13 protein-coding genes, 2 tRNA genes and 1 pseudogene are annotated in these 16,253 nt (G+C 37.8%); 11 read left to right on the top strand and 5 right to left on the bottom strand.

The genetic code is table 11. The annotated features are described in order from the left end of the window. Positions 1-283: 283 nt before the first annotated feature. From WC614_12515 to WC614_12465, 11 genes are all read left to right on the top strand, one after another. Positions 284-760 (top strand): CinA family protein, encoded by a 477-nt coding sequence (locus WC614_12515; GenBank protein ID MFA5033823.1) that lies wholly within the window; start codon positions 284-286, stop codon positions 758-760. Between the two features lie 277 nt (positions 761-1,037). Further along, positions 1,038-3,092: an excinuclease ABC subunit UvrB gene (gene uvrB / locus WC614_12510; protein ID MFA5033822.1), complete on the top strand. Its 2,055-nt coding sequence runs from the start codon at positions 1,038-1,040 to the stop codon at positions 3,090-3,092. Further along, on the top strand, positions 3,001-3,879 hold the full coding sequence (gene nadC, locus WC614_12505) for a carboxylating nicotinate-nucleotide diphosphorylase (protein ID MFA5033821.1): 879 nt from the start codon (positions 3,001-3,003) through the stop codon (positions 3,877-3,879). Before uvrB ends, nadC begins: the two co-directional genes overlap by 92 nt. Before the next feature lie 30 nt (positions 3,880-3,909). Further along, complete coding sequence (locus WC614_12500) at positions 3,910-5,544, top strand: tetratricopeptide repeat protein (GenBank protein MFA5033820.1); 1,635 nt, start codon at positions 3,910-3,912, stop codon at positions 5,542-5,544. Positions 5,545-5,631: 87 nt separating this feature from the next. After that, positions 5,632-7,119 carry a lysine--tRNA ligase gene (gene lysS / locus WC614_12495; GenBank protein MFA5033819.1) on the top strand — a complete coding sequence of 496 codons (1,488 nt, stop codon included), beginning with the start codon at positions 5,632-5,634 and terminating at the stop codon, positions 7,117-7,119. Between the two features lie 93 nt (positions 7,120-7,212). After that, positions 7,213-8,376, top strand: a complete 1,164-nt coding sequence (locus WC614_12490) for an ABC transporter permease (GenBank protein MFA5033818.1) — start codon at positions 7,213-7,215, stop codon at positions 8,374-8,376. Continuing rightward, complete coding sequence (locus tag WC614_12485; protein ID MFA5033817.1) at positions 8,369-9,037, top strand: ABC transporter ATP-binding protein; 669 nt, start codon at positions 8,369-8,371, stop codon at positions 9,035-9,037. Before WC614_12490 ends, WC614_12485 begins: the two co-directional genes overlap by 8 nt. Positions 9,038-9,081: 44 nt before the next feature. After that, positions 9,082-9,570, top strand: a complete 489-nt coding sequence (locus WC614_12480; protein MFA5033816.1) for a UvrB/UvrC motif-containing protein — start codon at positions 9,082-9,084, stop codon at positions 9,568-9,570. Beyond that, positions 9,567-10,598, top strand: coding sequence for a hypothetical protein (locus tag WC614_12475; protein ID MFA5033815.1), 1,032 nt, complete (start codon positions 9,567-9,569; stop codon positions 10,596-10,598). Before WC614_12480 ends, WC614_12475 begins: the two co-directional genes overlap by 4 nt. Further along, complete coding sequence (locus WC614_12470; GenBank protein ID MFA5033814.1) at positions 10,598-11,344, top strand: HAD family hydrolase; 747 nt, start codon at positions 10,598-10,600, stop codon at positions 11,342-11,344. The genes WC614_12475 and WC614_12470 overlap by 1 nt, the downstream gene beginning before the upstream one ends. 6 nt (positions 11,345-11,350) lie before the next feature. After that, positions 11,351-11,423 (top strand) — tRNA-Arg (locus WC614_12465). Between the two features lie 108 nt (positions 11,424-11,531). Here the strand turns inward: WC614_12465 and WC614_12460 are convergent. From WC614_12460 to WC614_12440, 5 genes and pseudogenes are all read right to left on the bottom strand, one after another. Further along, positions 11,532-11,604 (bottom strand) — tRNA-Thr (locus tag WC614_12460). A 48-nt stretch (positions 11,605-11,652) separates the two neighbouring features. After that, positions 11,653-11,832: pseudogene (locus WC614_12455) on the bottom strand (GIY-YIG nuclease family protein). 140 nt (positions 11,833-11,972) lie between these two features. Next, complete coding sequence (locus tag WC614_12450; protein ID MFA5033813.1) at positions 11,973-13,667, bottom strand: hypothetical protein; 1,695 nt, start codon at positions 13,665-13,667, stop codon at positions 11,973-11,975. 21 nt (positions 13,668-13,688) lie between these two features. Continuing rightward, positions 13,689-14,306, bottom strand: a complete 618-nt coding sequence (locus tag WC614_12445; GenBank protein ID MFA5033812.1) for a DUF4159 domain-containing protein — start codon at positions 14,304-14,306, stop codon at positions 13,689-13,691. 429 nt (positions 14,307-14,735) lie between these two features. Beyond that, the gene (locus WC614_12440) at positions 14,736-16,004 is read right to left on the bottom strand and encodes a FlgD immunoglobulin-like domain containing protein (protein MFA5033811.1); all 1,269 of its coding nucleotides are present in this window, start codon (positions 16,002-16,004) and stop codon (positions 14,736-14,738) included. Positions 16,005-16,253 lie beyond the last annotated feature (249 nt).

Raw genomic sequence — 16,253 nt, 5'->3', positions numbered from 1 at the left:
TTAACCCTCCAACTTTCTGTTTTCTATTCGTTTTTCTGTTTTTTGTGTATTTCGTGGTAAGCTTTGTTTTTCTGTTCTCTGCGCCCTCTGTTTTGTCTCTCTGTGTGCGGAGTTTATCCCGCTTTGGCGGGATGGTTAGACTTTTCGTTTTTCTGCTTTCTATTTTTTTCTTCTTTGCGTACTCTGCGTCTTCGCGGTGAATATTATCCGTTCTTCTGTCTTTCTTTCTAATCCGCCAAAAACAAATTGACAGCTACGAGACTTTCAGGTATACAATTACATAATGAATCTTTCAAAAGAACTCGCCCGAATACTAAAAGAAAAAAAACTAACCATCTCCGTTGTTGAGTCCTGCTCCGGTGGACTTATCCAGAAAATAATCACGGATACCGCTGGAAGTTCGGAATATTTTCTCGGCGGTGTAGTGGCTTACTCCAACGAACTAAAAGAAAAACTCATCGGCGTAAAACACAGCACCCTACTTAAATACGGCGCAGTCAGCAAAGAAACTTCCGTCGAACTCGCAAACGGAATAACTAAAATCACGGGCTCCGATATAGGAATTTCCACAACGGGAATCGCCGGTCCCGGCGGCGGAACTAAAGATAAACCCGTCGGGCTTGTTTATATCGGAATTTGTATTGGCAAAAAAACAACATCCTATAAATACCTCTTCAAGGGTAATCGCGAAAAAATAAGAAAACAAACTGCAGAAGAAGGATTGAAGAAAGTAATAGAAATGCTGAATTTTAGAATTTAGATTGGGGATTGAAAAAATTAACAGAAAAAATAAAGAGTGCAAAACTTATAGCCACAGAATGACACAGAAATACACTGAATAAAAAAATTTACGGATAAAAGAGTAACAGAAAAAAGATGAACGGAGAACGGAAAACCACAGATAGAAGAACGGAAAATCCTCACGCAAAGAACAGAAGGATGTTAATTATATAAAGATGAGTCTTTATAGTTGGAGTGCTGTTCTCTGCGAACTCTGCGACTCTGCGGTGAAAAAGACATAAGGGAAGTAACTATTTATGGAATTTAAACTTGTTTCGAAATACAAACCTGCCGGAGACCAGCCCCAGGCGATAGCCAAACTAATAAAAGGCGTTAAAAGAGGAGATAAATTCCAGACTCTTCTCGGCGTTACGGGCTCGGGAAAAACTTTTAGTATCGCAAACGTAATCCAGACCATCCAACTTCCTACACTCGTTATCTCCCACAACAAAACCCTTGCCGCACAACTTTACGGCGAGTTCAAAAGCTTCTTTCCCGAAAATGCCGTTGAATATTTTATTTCTTATTACGATTATTACCAGCCCGAAGCTTACCTTCCGGTTACCGATACTTATATCGAAAAAGACGCTTCCATAAATGAAGAAATTGAACGCCTGAGACTCAAGGCAACGTCTTCTCTTCTTGAACGAAAAGACACGGTTATCGTATCCTCGGTCTCCTGTATATACGGACTCGGCTCTCCCGAGACGTATCGCGAAATGATGGTACGAATAAAGTTAGGCGATGTTTTCGAACGGCAGGAACTAATAGCCCAATTAACCGATATCCACTACTCTCGAAACGATGTTGATTTCTCATCGGGAACGTTTCGAGTCAGGGGAGGCGTCATTGAACTTCATCCCGCATACAGCGAGTACGGCATAAGAATCGAACTGGAAGGCAATACCGTAACAAGAATTCGCGAAATCCACCCGACTACTTTTGATTCGGTAAAAGAACTTGAGTGGGCGCATATCTATCCTGCAAAACATTTCGTTGCGCCCCAGTCTACCATTGATAAAGCAATGCAAAATATACAAAAAGAATTAGACGACAGGCTAAAATATTTTCGTTCCCAAAATAAACTTCTTGAAGCCCAGCGTCTCGAAACCCGAACAAGATTTGATATGGAGATGATGCGCGAAGCGGGGTACTGCGCGGGTATAGAAAATTATTCACGCTGGCTGGCTAACAGAAAAGAAGGAGAACGTCCGTTTTGTTTGCTTGATTATTTCCCGGAAGAATTTCTAATGATAATAGATGAGTCTCACGTTACGATGCCTCAAATAAGAGGAATGTATAACGGTGACCGTTCACGAAAAGAAACGCTTGTGGAATACGGATTCCGTTTGCCGTCCGCTCTTGACAACAGGCCGTTAAGACTTGCCGAATTCGAAAAACTTATAAAGTCGGTAATATTTACATCCGCTACGCCTGCGGATTTCGAACGCCAGAACTCAGCCCAAATCGTGGAACAAATCGTCAGGCCTACGGGACTGATTGACCCGCCGATAACCGTAAAAAAGACCGAAAACCAGATAGACGACATTATTAAACTCGTAAAAGCGCGCGCAAAAAAACACGAGAGAACGCTTATTACTACGCTTACAAAACGAATGGCGGAAGACCTTGCCGACTACTTAACGCAGGCGCAAATCAAAGTAAGATGGATGCATTCGGAACTTGGCGCCATCGAAAGAGTAGAAATTTTAAGGGGATTGCGTCTGGAAGAATTCGATTGCCTTGTTGGGATTAACCTGCTTCGCGAGGGATTGGACTTGCCGGAAGTCTCGCTCGTGATAATACTGGATGCGGACAGGGAAGGCTTTTTGAGGTCGTTTTCTTCTCTCATACAAACCTCGGGAAGAACGGCAAGACACTTGAGCGGGGAAGTAATAATGTATGCGGACAATATGACGGATTCAATGAGAAAGACCATAAAAGAAACAAACCGCAGAAGAAAAATGCAGATAATTTATAATGAAAAACATAACATAACTCCGACGACGATATACAAAACACGTGAAGAAATAATGGGAACGACATCCATAGCGCCGGAAGGAAAACCCGAAGAAGTAAGAGACGAAGAAGAAAAATATTTGCCAAAAATTGATAAAATAGAACTCGTAAAAAAGTTGGGCAGGGAAATGAAACTTGCGGCGGAAGAGTGGAGATTTGAAGATGCCGCAAAAATAAGAGACAGAATAAGGAGGTTAAAAGATGAACTTAAACCCGATGATAAAAATAGCTCTTCAGGAAGATTTGGGAAGCGGGGACGTCACGACAAAACTAACCGTATCCCCAAACATTAAAGGGAAAGCAGTCATAACCGCAAAAGAAAACGGAGTAATGGCAGGCGGAATTGTAGTTGAAAAAATATTCAAAACAATAGACAAAAACATAAAATATAAACAGTTCGTATCCGAGGGAACAAAATTCAAAAAAGGCGAAGACGTTTGTAAAATAGAGGGGAAACTGTGTTCAATACTTCAGGGTGAACGGACTGCGTTAAACTTTTTAAGCATATTATCGGGGATTGCGAGTCTGACAAATAAGTTTGTTGAAAAAGTAAAACCTACGAAAGTTAAAATTCTTGATACACGTAAAACTTTGCCCGGCTTAAGGGAATTATCGAAATATGCAGTCAAATGCGGCGGCGGGAAAAACCACAGGAAAGGATTGTGGGATATGATTTTGATAAAGGATAACCATATAGAAGCATCGGGAGGAATAGGGAAAGCGATTTACAAGATACAAGATACAAGATGCAAGATGCAAGATACAAGATGCAAGATACAAGGCACAAGATTAAAAACGGAAATTGAAGTAAAAAATTTAAGTGAATTAAAGATTGCGTTAGGTTCAAAAATAGACAGGATAATGTTGGACAATATGGATGTCAAAGGGATGAGAGAAGCCGTAAAATTAGCGCGGAAGGTAAACCCGAAAATAGAGCTCGAAGCTTCGGGTGGAGTAAACCTTGAGAATGTTTACGATATAGCAAAAACGGGAGTGGATTATATTTCCGTCGGCGCAATTACCCATTCCGCAAAAGCAATAGATTTTAGTTTGAATGTGGAAATGGAGAAGAGCAAATAAAACAAAACCGTTTACAAAATTAAAATCATTATGCAAAAAATAGTTACTTTATATATGGTATTTATCGCAGCAATTTTTTTATTACGCTTTCTTTATACGAAAAACATGCAAAACCGATTTTTGTCACTATTGTTTGATGCAACTGGTCCAAAAGATGACGTAAGAAGTATGACCAAAAAGGAACTCTATAAATCAGCATTGCAATTTGGAATAATAGGCGCATGTCTTCTTCTTGTGTTTCTTTCTCTTTCCTATAAAACCCTTTTTGATTCTAATATACCTCTCGGAATTATTTGGTTTGCGTCTTTAATTTTATCTATAGGTTTTTTTATTAAAGGGTTAACTTTATTAATCGTAGGATTGCTTCGCAGAAAAAATTATATTCCGTTACAAACGATGTCAAAAGGGCAGATAATAAACTTATATACAAACCAGAAAGAATTAGGATGGACAAAAGAAAACAGAGAACAATTTATAAAATTGTTAAATACTTTCAAGTGGACAAAATATAATAGAAGATTTTTCCTGAGAGAATATGAAACCCATGTATACCGGATACTTGATGCTCCGGAAGGAATAGGGCAAGAAGATTTACTTAATGATATAACGGTAGAACTGGAAATGTTTATAGAAAATAAAGGAGAGGATTCGGGGTTATACTATCTCAAAGCTCTTGCTTACTATTTTACTGAATACTGGGAAAAAGCTGCGGAATGCTACCAAAAGGCATTGGAAATTGATTATAAGAACTTAAAATCGTGGGCAGGTGTAATAGCTTGTTTTTTTAACTTAGAAAAATACAATGAAGCAACCCAAAAAATATCAGAAGCACTAAAAAAAGGAATAATAAAACCAAGGTTAAGAAAAGCGATATTAATCCTTCTGGATGCTGAAGATATTGACAAAATATGGCCCAAGGCTGAAATAGAAATCCCATGGAAACAGGTTATAAAGGTAGAGTTATGGAGGATTCTGGTAATCCTTTTTTCAATAATTATAGTTTGTTTTATAGGAATTACAACAGTTCGGCATAAGAGGGCAAGTGAATGGTATGACAAGGGATGGACGCTTGGCAATCTCGGCAAGTATGAAGAAGCATTGGAAGCGTATGATAAAGCAACAATTTTAAACCCTAATTCTGCAGTTGCATGGTGCAACAAAGCATGGGTTCTCGGTAATCTCGGCGGATATAGGGAAGCATTGGAATGTTGTAATAAAGCGATACGCATAGATTCTAGCAATGAATATGTATGGGGCATCAAAGGTTGGGTACTTGGTAACCTTAACCGACATAAAGATGCGATAAAAGCATGCAATAAAGCACTAAGTATAAATTCTGATGATGCAGATGCCTTGTGTACTAAAGGTTGGGCGCTTTATAATATTGGACAGTATGAGGAAGCATTGAAAATATCTGATAAAGCAATAGACATAAAACCTAATTTTGTAGACGCATGGAATAACAAAGGTTGGATACTTTATACTGTCGGCCAATATAAGGAAGCGATAGAAGCATATGAAAAAACGATAAGTATAAACCCTAATTTTGTAAAAGCTTGGCATAACAAAGGTTTGGCGCTTGATAAGATTGGCAAACACAAAGAAGCATTGGAAGCTTACAAAAGAGCTGAAGAATTGGGATATAAAATCGCCCCCCAAAAATAATTTTTTTTATTTTTTTGTTTCTATCTATGTTCTACACTGTCAGATTTTTACCTTGACAGTAAGGCAAATAGAGTATAGATTAGCAACATGTTTAACACAGAACAAGAACTGGTAAGGATTAAGAAACTTGAGGACTTAAGAGCGCGAAACATAAATCCTTATCCTTACAAATTTGAAATAAGTCATACCGTCGCCGATATCAGAAAAGACCCCGCGGGACTTATAGCCCAGGGAACAGTAGTAACATCCGCCGGCAGACTTATGGCGATTCGCGGACACGGAAAATCAAGCTTCGGAAACATCCTTGACGGAACAGGAAAAATCCAAATATACTTCAAAGCGGATACGTTGGGCGAAAAATACGAATTACTCCAACTTCTCGACATAGGCGATTTCATCGGCGTAACGGGACAGATATTCGAAACACATACCAAAGAAATAACCATAGTCGTCAGCGATTTTTCTTTTCTTGCAAAGTCTTTGCATCCGCTTCCCGAAAAATGGCACGGTATCCAGGACATAGAAATGCGCTACCGCAAACGACATTTAGATCTTATTATGAACCACGAAGTTAAAGAGGTCTTCCATACGAGAGCTAAATTAATGTATAATATTCGCGAGTTTTTAAACAAAAAAGGATTCGTTGAAGTCGAAACTCCTGTCCTCCAACCCGTATACGGAGGCGGTTTCGCAGAGCCTTTTAAAACGGTTTATAACGCGCTCGGGCAGGAAGTGTATTTAAGAATTTCCGATGAGCTTTACCTGAAACGTCTTGTCATAGGCGGATTCGATAAAGTATATGAATTCGGAAAAGATTTCCGGAACGAAGGTATGGACAGGTCGCATAACCCGGAATTCACTCAATTAGAACTATACCAGGCTTACGCCGATTATAACGATATGATGAATTTGGTTGAAGAGTTATTCAAGACATTATCCGAAGGCAAAGAAATAGAATATCAGGGACAGGTTATAAATTTTAGTCTCCCCTGGAAAAAGATAGCTTTCTTTGATGCGATTAAAGAATACTCGGGGTTTGATTTGAAAAACAGTACCAAGGAAGAACTTGCCAAACTGGCAACGGAAAAAGGAATAACCATTTCCAAAGACTATCATCGAGGCAAATTACTGGAAGCTTTTTTTGATGAGTTCGTTGAACCGAAACTTATAAACCCGACTTTTATAATTGATTATCCGAAAGATATTTCTCCGCTCGCAAAAGAACATAGGGCAGACCCAACGTTAGTTGAACGGTTTGAACCGTTTATTGCGGGAATAGAAATAGGGAACGCATTTTCCGAGTTGAATGACCCGTTAGAACAGTTGAAAAGATTTACTGCGCAAAGTGGTTTCAGGGAGAAAGGGGATTTTGAAGCCCAGCCCACGGATGAAGATTTCATAGAAGCGATGAGTTACGGGATGCCCCCGACAGGCGGGTTAGGATTGGGAATAGACAGGATAACGATGTTTTTTACGAATTCGCATTCCATAAAAGATGTGTTGTTGTTCCCGCATATGAAGACGGATAAGGGAGATGTGCCACAAAACAACCTTAACGAAAAAAGCAAAGATTAAAGAATATAACCACGAGATTTGCACAAGATTAACACAAGATTACATCCGCCTACGGCGGACAGGCATGAAAAATAAAAGATTAAGAAATTAAACATGAAAACTGAATTTTTTATTGCGCGACGCCATATTACGCGGTCGGGCGGCGCATTCAGAAAAATGGTATCCGTTATTTCAATTGGCGGGGTGGCTCTTGGCGTAGGCGCTATGCTTATAGTAATGGCGGTAGAAAATGGTTTTCATAAAAGCTTAAAAGACAGGATACTTACTTCGACTCCACACGTAGTAGTGATGAGGTTTCACCACGAATTAATCCCGGGATACAAAGCAATAATATCCAAAATAAAAAGGATGGAAGGAATAAAAACCGTTGAGCCTTTCATATCGGAAAAAGGAATACTGAAAAACGCGGATGAGCAAGAAGGGGCTATGATTAGAGGGATAGATAAAACGGAAAAAATCCCGGGTCTAACAGGCGGAAGAGACGGTTTAATTCTGGGAAGTATTCTTGCGGCTTCGTTGTCGGTAACAGTAGGAGACAGCGTTACTTTGTTTAGTATAGCGGCAAACAGCTCCAGAATAAAAACAAAACGGTATGTAGTTTCGGGAATATTTGAGGGCGGATTATACGAATATAATTCTGCTCTTGCTTATATGCCGTTAGAAGAAACACAGAAGTTTTTTGAAATCGGAGACCAGATAACGGGTCTAGAAATTGAAATCAATAACATATATAAAGCTCCCGAGATAGCCAAAAGAATCAATACGGGAATAGGGTTCCCTTATTATGCTACTCACTGGATAGAAATGAATACGAATCTATTCGCCGCATTAAAATTAGAAAAAACGGCAATGTTTATATTGCTTTTATTGATTACCATAGTGGCGTGTTTTGGTATTTGCGTGACTCTGATAATGCTTATTATACAGAAGACAAGGGAAATTGGAGTCTTAAGAGCTATGGGCGCAAGCGCAGGAATGATAAAAAGGACTTTTATGTTAGAGGGCGTTTTAATCGGAACAACTGGAACGATAATAGGCGTTATAATTGGATTCGTAGTTTCATATTTACTTAGCAAATATAAATTTATTGATCTTCCGCCCGGTGTTTATGGAGTGGATACACTTCCCGTTTATATGAGATTTATGGATTTTATTATCGTTAGTTTCGGGGCGATTTTTATATCATTTATCACATCACTTTACCCGGCAACAAGGGCGGCAAAACTTTTACCCGCCGAAGCCATAAGATATGAATGAAATTCTAAGCGCAATAAATATTTCCAAAAACTATAAAGAAGGAAAAGAAGTAGAAGTCTTGAAAGAGCTAAACCTCGAGGTAGCAACTGCCGAGATGATTGTGATTATGGGACCGTCGGGTTCGGGCAAAACGACTTTAATAAACATTCTCGGTGGGATTGATAAGCCGAGTGCAGGAAAAGTTTTGCTTGACGGGATTGATATTTTTGCGCATACGGATACGGAACTGTCAAAAATAAGAAACCAAAAAATAGGTTTTGTGTTTCAGTTTCACCAGTTATTGCCTGAGTTTACCGTCATTGAGAATTTGAAATTGGCATCAATGCTCGGAAATACTATACAAAAAGAATCGTTTTATCTGGAGCTGCTTAAAAATGTCGGGCTTGAGGGAAAAGAGGCGCGTATCCCCGCAAAACTATCCGGAGGAGAAAGACAAAGAGTAGGTGTAGCAAGAGCGCTGGTAAACACTCCCAGCATCGTTCTCGCGGATGAACCAACGGGAAATCTTGATACGGAAACAAGCGAAGAACTGCATAAATTATTTGCCAAACTCAACCGTGAACACCAGGTAACTTTCGTAATTTCTACTCATAAAGAAGCGATTGCAAAATTAGGAACAAGAGTGTTTACATTAGATTCCGGCAAATTAAGACAAATATAATTTTTATACTTTACATTTTCAAATTCTTAATATAAAAATATACAATGCTTTGCGATTTATGTCATAAGGAAGTTGCCGTTATACATTGGGCGGTTGTCATAAACAACACCAAGACCGACCTCCATTTATGCGAAACTTGCGCAGTCAAGAGAGGGCTTATATCTCCGGAAGGTATAAAATTAAAGGAATTATTGCCTTTAATCCCGCATACCCCAGAGGTAGACAATATTAAATGCACCAAGTGCGGATTGACCATAGATGATTTTCGTGAGACTTCCAGGTTAGGGTGCCCAAATTGTTATATTGATTTTGCGGCGATCTTAATCCCTTTATTGAGGCACATTCACGGCAGTATAGAACACATTGGTAAAAAGATGAAAACCTCAAAAACGTCTTTGCCTAAAAAATCGGATTCGGAAATTAAAATGTTACATACTATTTTCAAGGAACAACTTAAAGAATCCATAGCAAAAGAGAACTACGAAAAAGCGGCTCTCATAAGAGACGAAATTAAAAAATTGGATATAGAATGAAAAGGGATAACGAGTTGATGTTTGTGCCTCCCGTATGGACAAACGCGGCCGGTGATTATTCGGATTTTGTTCTTTCGTCAAAAATAAAATTAACAAGAAATTTGCAGCAATTCAAGTTCCCCGATAGAGCAACTCCATCAGAAAAGACAAAAATTTTCAACTTTATAGCCGACAGATTCCAGTATCCGACTTTTTTGCTGGCTAAATTATCCCCTCTGGATAGGGAGAGATTGATAGAACGGCATATTGCAGGTCCCGAATTTCTAAAAAATATGGAAGGTAAAGGTCTGGGATTATGGGACAAAGAGAGTTTTTCTGTAGTAATCAACGACGAAGACCATATTAAAATTCAGCACATAATATCGGGGTTAAATCTGGGACTTGCATACAAAGAAATAAATAAAGTAGACAACTTTATTGCGGATTTGCTCCCTTATTCTTTTTCCTCACAGTTTGGTTATCTTACTGCTTCTCCAACGAATATCGGGACGGCGCTCAGAGCATCCATATGTTTACATTTGCCGGGACTTGTGCACTCGGAGAAGCTTAGAAAAGTATTGGATAAGTTAAGCCAGCTTGGTTTTGCCGTGAAAACGGGTTGCGGTGGAGGATTAAAAACGGAAGGAAATTTCTTTGAAATTTCCAACCTTGCTACGCTTGGGAGAAAAGAAGAAGAAATAATAGAAAGTCTTGAAAAAACAGTTCTGGAAGTCATAGAGTACGAAAAAGAGGCAAGAGGCATATTGTTTAAGACGGCAAGATTACAGGTAGAAGATAAAATTTTGCGGGCGTATGGAATACTTAAAAATGCCAATCTCTTGTCGTTGGAAGAATTTATAAATCTTTCTTCTGCGGTAAGGCTTGGGATTAATATGAAAATTATTAAAGATGTGGATTTGAAAACAATAAATGAATTATTATTGTATGTGAAACCCGCCCATATTAAAACGATTTCAGGGGATACGAATAGTTCCACGGAATTAGATAACCGCAGAGCAATGTATGTAAAGAAAGTTCTTAACAAGTGATGTTAAAACTAGTTAGCTTCGATTGCTGGTCCACACTTATATGTTTTGACAAGGAAAGTCTTGTTAAAATGAGACATATAAGAGCAAAGGATTTTCAAGCTATTCTATCCGGGTATGGTTATGAATTAGAGGAAAAAAATATACAATCCGTTATAAAAGATTCGAGGAAAGAACTGGACGATATCCGTTCCAAAACAAACAAAGAGTTTAACACAGAAGAGACGGTAGGATTAATTTTGAGTAAGCTTAAAATAGATAATAAAGAAACAATCTTTGGGGAATTAAAAAAGAAGCTTGTGGAAGTTTATTCGGGGTCGATAGAGTCAATGGATTTAAAGGTACAACCGGGAACCATAGAAATATTTGATAGTTTAAAAGCAAAGAAGATTAAAATCGGATTATTGTCAAATACCGAACATGGAGATACGGAGGAGAAGCTATTAGAGAAATTCGACATAGCTAAATATTTTGATTCAATAATATTTTCTTGTTATTTTGGATTAGGAAAACCGGCGCCGGAAATATTTAATAAGTTATTATCGGAATTAAAAGTAAGTCCTTCGGAAGCCGTTCATATAGGGGATAGGATGATAGATGATGTTTTCGGAGCCCAAAATGCCGGAATGAAAGCGATTTATTTAAAACCGCCCATTGATTATAAAGGGGAAAAATTTGTTGAACCGGATGCAACGATAGAGAATTTTTTTCAGTTGCCTTCAGCGTTGGATAAGTTATTTGGAAATTAAAAATATGCGCCTGTAGCTCAATTGGATAGAGTAACGGCCTCCGAAGCCGTGTGTGGAGGTTCAAGTCCTCTCAGGCGCATTTTGATGAATAAAAACAAACCACTAATTTTTTCAAATAGCCTACCTACATAAAAAAAGGGCTTGATTTATCAAGCCCCTACAAAAATGTTTTAAGCGTTTAAGTATTAGCCCATGGCCGGACTCGGACCGGCGACCTCGTCCTTACCAAGGAAGTGCTCTGCCACCTGAGCTACATGGGCGTTATTTATCAACTTTTTAAATGCATTAACACCTTTATACTTTTTGACAAGAATTTCTCTTCTGCATGCTTCACTGCGTGTATTAAAAGTTTCATAATATACTAAGTCTACAGGTGTTTTATATTTCAATAATTTTGTTTTTCCACTGTTGTGTTCATATAATCGTCTCTGCAAGTTATCTGTAGAACCAATATAATAACGTTCTTTTGTGTCTTTTAATATATACATATAATACATTCCGGCGACCTTCCCGCCAAGGCGGTCCCGCCTCATCGGGATGTCGCTTTGCGCCAGATGCTTATCTACATGGGCGTTAAAGAACATAATTTTAATATATAGGCTAAATAAATCTTTTGTCAATTTTCAAATTACACAGATAAAGTTTTTAATGCTTTTTCAATGGAAGTTATTTCTTTTTCCGTTATGGGGAACAATTGTTTTTCTACTTTAAGCAATAAGATTTCAAATTCTTCTATCTGCACTTTACTGGCTACAACTTTATAATCTTTTAATATTTCCAGCGCTTGCGCAAGTATTTTTGTTTTAGAGGCTATGCCAACAAGAAGACAATTTTCATTTATTTTAACTATTTCTATGCCCGGTGTCTTTGCTAATCTTGTTCCTATTTCTATAAGTTTAGTAATTTCAGCCACAGGAGCGCTTACTCTATAAAAATCTTCTATTGCATAATAAAATTCTCTTAAATATCCCCTTTGGGTTCCTCTTAATTTTTGTTTAATAGCTTCTAGCTTTTGCGTGTCTACTTTTCTTAATCCTTCATCAAAATCCCTGAATTTAGGAAGTATGGCGGAAAGACTTTCTTTAATCATGGCATAAGTATTTTCCGTCCCTTTTACAACCCTAAGGTCAAAAACGTTTATTTCAAGATTGCGGTAAATACCGGGAGTGCCGTGAGCTACAATTGTAATTGTTTTGTGTTGTTCCAGCGTTGCGATATATTTATTTATTGCCTCTTTTGAAGAAGGGTCTTTTACGATTATAAGTTTAAATTGAACAAATTCCGGCGACACAAAAACCGGTGAGAGATAGATTTGAGGTATTTTTGTAGCAGTATATTCTTTTATTAATTGAGGGATAATTGCTTTAGCGTAATGCTCAAATCCGCCATAAGATTCTATTGTTTTCAGGGCAGTAAATTTTTTGCTGATTATCCTGTTTGATATGATATTCTCAAGAGATTTTATCGGTTGATGCCCCATTACTTCTATTCTATAAACCACTATCCCATCGGAAGTAACATATTCTTTGTTATATTTTATGCTGTAGTTAATCACTACGCTTTTTATTGCTTCAAGTGCCAAAGCCAGAGAAAAATCCCTGTCAAAAGTCACGATAGTTATTCCGGTAATTTTTTCTTTGCCGACAAGATAATGAGTTACTTCTATTTGTGGTTTTCCCCCGGATTTTTTGACTTCCTGGACAAATTCATGATCCGTCAAGATAACGGATGCAAGATGTTCGGAGCTCCGTTCGGATAAGTATTGTTCTTCTCTTGAATTAAAAAATTTGGTTACTGCGCCTGCCAAATCAGTGGTAAGTTTATCCCACTCTTTAAGCAATTCCATTACTTCTTCAAATTTTTCTACTTTTTTGCTGCCTTGTGTAATTAATAAACGTTTACGCCAACCTCTATAACATAATTTATACAATTTGCTTCGTAGTTCTTCTTCCTGATTTAAATATATTTGAAGCTGGTTAAAATCTTTTACGCTAATTCCGTATATCATTATTGCGAGTTTTTCTTCTTTATATGTAAGTGCTGTCCCCCAGGAAATTTCTATATTCCAGTCCATATCCGTAATAGCTCCTGCGGTGGCTTCGCCTAAACCTGCCCAATCCAGGGCTAAAACGCCAAAAAAGAAAGCAGTCGGGTATTTCTCGAGTTGTTGTTCGGGAAACAATAAAGTTATTCGTTTTTCCTCTTCCCATTTTCTTAGTAATTGTTCGGAGATATTATTTAATATAGCTGTTGGTATTTCAGGCAATATATTTTTAAAATCTATCGCCGCTGCGGTAGGATGTTCCATTTTTTCTTTTTTCATATTTGTTAATTCATATAAAAATCATTGAGTCATTGCATAAACTAGTATATTTATTCCGAACTTGAAAGCCTCTTCTCTTTTTATCTCGGGGTCTTTATGAACGGATTCATCTGCCCAACCGTCCGAAATGTTTGTTTCATAAGTATATAATATAACAAGTTTCCCCTGGTAAAACATCCCGTAACATTTAGGTGTTTTTCCATTATGTTTATGAATTTTGGGTAAATAAGTAAAATCATAAAAAGAATGATAAACCGGGTGCGAATAAGCCAATTCTTCAAATTCAAGAGATGGGAATGCTTTTTCGATTTCCTGCCTGAAACTTGAGTCTATCCCGTAATCATCGTCTACATAAAGAAATCCACCATTGATAAGGTATGTCTTTAAGTTTTCTATTTCTAAATTTGATAATTTTATATTTCCGTGTCCCGTAAGGAACAAAAACGGATAATCAAATATTGTCTTATCCATTAAAGATACGACCGTTTCTTCGGGATTTGTGTTAATGGTAGTTCGGGCGTTCAGTCCCGCAGCCAGATTCTTCAATGATGACGGGTCATTATACCAGTCGCCGCCTTCGTATTTAACCCGTGCAAGATTTAAGTTATAAGCGACAAGAAATCCAATAATAATAAACATTTAGTGTTACTTAATAAACTACCTATTTTTAAAGTCAACAAGTTTTTGTTAAAAGAGGAAAAGTTGGGGGGCAAGAGCAGACAATTTAACCACAGAGAACACAGAGGGAAAAATAACACAGGGAACAAAACGAAGATTAAAAAACATAGAGTTCACAGAGAAAATAACTGAGTTCGCAGAGAATAAACAGAAAGATTACCACCCTTCGATCCTCCTGCCCCGCCTCAGCGGGGTAAACTCTGGACAGGCAGCTCAGGGTAAACTCCATACAAGAAAGACGAAAGAAAAATAGAAAGTTTAGAATTAAAAAATAAAGGAGAGGCTCTCAAACAGGTAGGGAACGCATATCCTACAAAAGAATTCGGGCAGACACATCGGTCTGCCCCTACAAAAAGAGGGAATATTTTGATTATTATGAAAGATGGAATATTACTTAGCGGTTATGGATGTTTGAAGTATTTTCTTAAAAAATCCACGTGAAGAATAAGTAGGTTCAAGTATCATTTCAATTTTATATTCGCCGGGTTTTACCGGGTTGCCTGAATTATCTTTACCATCCCATACTATATTGTTTTCAAAGGCTTCTTCCGTATAATCACTTATGAAGTCTCTTACAGGTTTATTATGCGAGTCGTATATTTTAGAAGTTACTATTGCCGGGTCTGTTATGTAGATTGATATAGTTACGCCTTTTTCCTTGCTGTCAAAGATTTTAGGATAGCACCCTTCTATGTATCCATCAACTCCAATCCAGTAGTAATCAATAGCTTCACGGCTTACTATAAAAACCTGTCCGTATCGTCTCCAGATTCCAATTCCTCTTGGGGCATCTTGCAGTTCAACTTTATCAAGGTATCTCAAAAATCTGTCAAATTTATGGACACAACGGTTTGTTTTATCGGTTACCCAGATATTTCCGATATAATCAATTGCTACGGACTTGAAATAAGCGCTGTCAAGCTTAAGAAGCTGGAATTCTGCTTTTGCCAATAGTTTTCCGTCAAGGTCAAATTTTTGTATTCTTCTTCCGTTACCATCAATAACTACAAAAAAATTATTTTTATGGCGCGCCCATGGTTCTTCTTCATCTACAACGGCAATGCCGGTAGGGAGAATCAATCCCGTTATTTCTTTTACGAATTGGCTGCTATCGTTGAATATTTGTATTCTGTTGTTACCTTTATCCGTGACCCATATTCTTTTATAAGAATCGATTGCCACATCGTAAGGGCGGTCAAATTCGCCTTTATTTGTGCCAAAGTGTCCTATTGTCGTTATCCATCGCAAAGAATCTATATCGTCTTTTAGTCTTACTATACGGTTATTGCCTAAATCCGCGACATAAAGGTCTCCCTGCGTATTTGCCGTTATTCCCATAGGATTCCAAAACTCACCAATTCCAAGACCGAGTTTGCCGTAAGTTTTCACTTTCTTCAGAGCGACATTATATACTATTTGATCAGCCCAAGAGTTTGTGCAATACACGGTAAGTTCGTCATCATCATCTTCGGTTTTAGGATTATCGGAAGCGTCTAATTTGCATGCGGCAATGCATTGAGGGTCATGGAAAGAAATAGATTTTCCCAACATCATTTTTAATTCAAAGGGAGTTGCTCTATTGTAACCCATATTATGTCCGAAGGGAGGTCTAGTGAGAGAAGTAGAAACCGTGTTAATAAATAAAAGCATTAATCCCATAATTTATGAAAAAATTAAGATTATTAAGGGGGTTTGTCAAGAAATTCGATTTTATTTGGAGGAATCCCTTCAGTAAAAGATTCCGGACAATCCAGCCGAGGCGGGATGTCGCTACGCTCCACAATCTTTTTCCTAATTAACATAAGGGCTTGTAAGTAATTGTTAAAGCTTCAAGGGGTTCCTATAATGCTCTTTGCGGGGATAATTTCTATTGTCTGCGATAATCTAAATCTTTTTTATATCTGTATT

It is taken from the genome of bacterium (assembly GCA_041649255.1).
In the GTDB taxonomy this organism is placed as follows: domain Bacteria; phylum Hydrothermota; class UBA3073; order JACQXS01; family JAQTXJ01; genus JAQTXJ01.
The sequence above is the reverse complement of the archived record's forward strand: the minus strand, read 5'-3'. Positions and strand labels throughout refer to the sequence as shown.